2 protein-coding genes are annotated in these 2030 nt (G+C 63.0%); one reads left to right on the top strand and one right to left on the bottom strand.

Features of this window, described 5'->3' with window-relative positions; translation table 11 throughout:
* Positions 1 to 207: 207 nt before the first annotated feature.
* Positions 208 to 507, bottom strand: a complete 300-nt coding sequence (locus ABWP09_RS01310) for a hypothetical protein (protein WP_353203362.1) — start codon at positions 505 to 507, stop codon at positions 208 to 210.
* Positions 508 to 622: 115 nt separating this feature from the next.
* Between ABWP09_RS01310 and ABWP09_RS01305 the strand changes: the two genes are divergently transcribed.
* The gene (locus tag ABWP09_RS01305; protein ID WP_353203361.1) at positions 623 to 1873 is read left to right on the top strand and encodes a putative DNA modification/repair radical SAM protein; all 1251 of its coding nucleotides are present in this window, start codon (positions 623 to 625) and stop codon (positions 1871 to 1873) included.
* The last annotated feature ends 157 nt before the right edge of the window (positions 1874 to 2030 follow it).

Raw genomic sequence — 2030 nt, 5'->3', positions numbered from 1 at the left:
GGATGCACCGGCTGTTCGGCGTGACGATGGTCGAACAGGGGGTCAGCCGGTTGGTGTCGGTCGATCTCGGCGGCGCGGAAACGCTCCTCGCCGCCGAGTGAACGGATTCATCCGTTCGCCCTGAGCTTGTCGAAGGGCTGTGCGCCACACATCCGACGCTGCTTGTTGCAAACTGCCCTTCGACAAGCTCAGGGCGAACGGGGGCGTTTAGCGGCAGCGCTTCTTGGCGGTGATCGTCCGATCAATCGCGCGCCCGCCGAGCGCACCCCCGACGCCGCCCGCTACCGTGCCGAGCAAGCCACCGCCAAGGGCATTGCCGACCAGCGCACCACCGACTCCGCCCGCGACCAGCCCGGTCGTCCCGCTCGAATGGCGGCACGAGCGATATTTGCGGCGGTCCTGCGCATAATAGCGATGCTTCTTGGCTTCGGCCTTGTCGGCCGGAACCGTCATCGAAACCGGAATTGCGAGCAAAACGGCGGCGAGGGTGAGAAAGATCTTGCGCATAATACGGTCCCTTATGATCCTTGTGGCTGCGTAACGTTCAGTCCCGGCAAAGGGTTGCATCGGATCGACCGATCAGAGGCTTGTGTCGCAACGCTTTAGAACATAAGCGGAACGCATGGCCCAGCTCGATGTCCAGCAGAAACTCGCGATTCTTGCCGATGCGGCGAAATATGATGCGTCCTGCGCGTCATCGGGATCGATAAAACGCACCTCGCGCGATGGCAAGGGGATCGGATCGACCGATCAGGGGATGGGGATTTGCCATGCCTATGCCCCCGACGGGCGCTGTATCAGTCTGCTCAAAATTCTGCTGACCAACAGCTGCATTTTCGACTGTCATTATTGCATCAACCGCAAGAGCTCGAACGTGCGGCGCGCGCGCTTCACCGCCGACGAAGTGGTGCGGCTGACGCTGTCCTTCTACAAACGCAATTATATCGAGGGGCTGTTCCTGTCGTCGGGCATCATCGGCAGCTCCAATTATACGATGGAGCAAATGGTCGAGGTGGCGCGGTCGCTGCGTGAAGATCATCATTTTCGCGGGTACATCCACCTCAAGACGATCCCCGATGCCGATGCCGAGCTGGTGCATCGCGCCGGCCTGTTTGCCGATCGCTTGTCGATCAATGTCGAATTGCCGACCGTATCGGGGCTCAAGCGGCTCGCGCCCGAAAAGTCGGCCGAGCGGATCGAAGATGCGATGGCCGGGACGAAGGCGGCGATCCTCGATACGGCGGATGCCAAGAAACGCTACAAATCCGCACCACGCTTCGCACCGGCGGGACAATCGACGCAAATGATCGTCGGGGCCGATGCCGCGACCGATGGCGATATCGTGACCAAGGCCTCGGCGCTGTACGACCGGTTTGGCCTGCGCCGCGTATACTATTCGGCGTTCAGCCCGATTCCCGATGCGAGCGCGGTGCTCCCGCTGCAACGCCCGCCCTTGATGCGCGAGCATCGGCTGTATCAGTCGGACTGGCTGATGCGCTTCTATCACTACACGCCGGGCGATGTGGTCGCGGCGGCGGATGCGACGACGGGGATGTTGCCGCTCGATATCGATCCGAAACTTGCCTGGGCGCTCAAGTTTCGCGGCAGCTTCCCGGTCGACGTCAACCGTGCCCCGCGCGAGGCACTGCTGCGCGTACCGGGCTTGGGGGTGAAGGCGGTGGCTGCGATCCTGATCGCGCGGCGCTGGCGGCGGCTGCATCTGGCCGATGTCGCGCGGCTGACGGTGTCGGTGGCGAAGGTGCGCCCGTTCCTGATCGCCGAGGATTGGCGGCCGGTCGCCTTGTCCGACCGTGCCGAGCTGCGCCCGGTGGTTGCCCCCAAAGCGGCGCAACTGGAGTTGTTTGCCGCGTGAGCGTGCCTGGCCTTTCCGATCTTTGTCATCCCCGCGAAAGCGGGGACCCATCTCGGGGATCTGGAGATGGGTCCCCGCTTTCGCGGGGATGACAAAGATAGACAGGCCGATGCACGTCGTAACGCTGGACCAACCCGATGATCTCGACGGCTGGCGT

Origin of the sequence: Sphingomonas sp., from assembly GCF_040398505.1 — a bacterium.
Classification (GTDB): Bacteria; Pseudomonadota; Alphaproteobacteria; order Sphingomonadales; family Sphingomonadaceae; genus Sphingomonas.
This window is presented reverse-complemented; position numbering and strand designations above follow the sequence as displayed.

Bases quoted from the DNA above. Each gene is read 5' to 3' on its own strand.
- ABWP09_RS01310 (WP_353203362.1), bottom strand. From the start codon at position 507: ATGCGCAAGATCTTTCTCACCCTCGCCGCCGTTTTGCTCGCAATTCCG.
- ABWP09_RS01305 (WP_353203361.1), top strand. From the start codon at position 623: ATGGCCCAGCTCGATGTCCAGCAGAAACTCGCGATTCTTGCCGATGCG.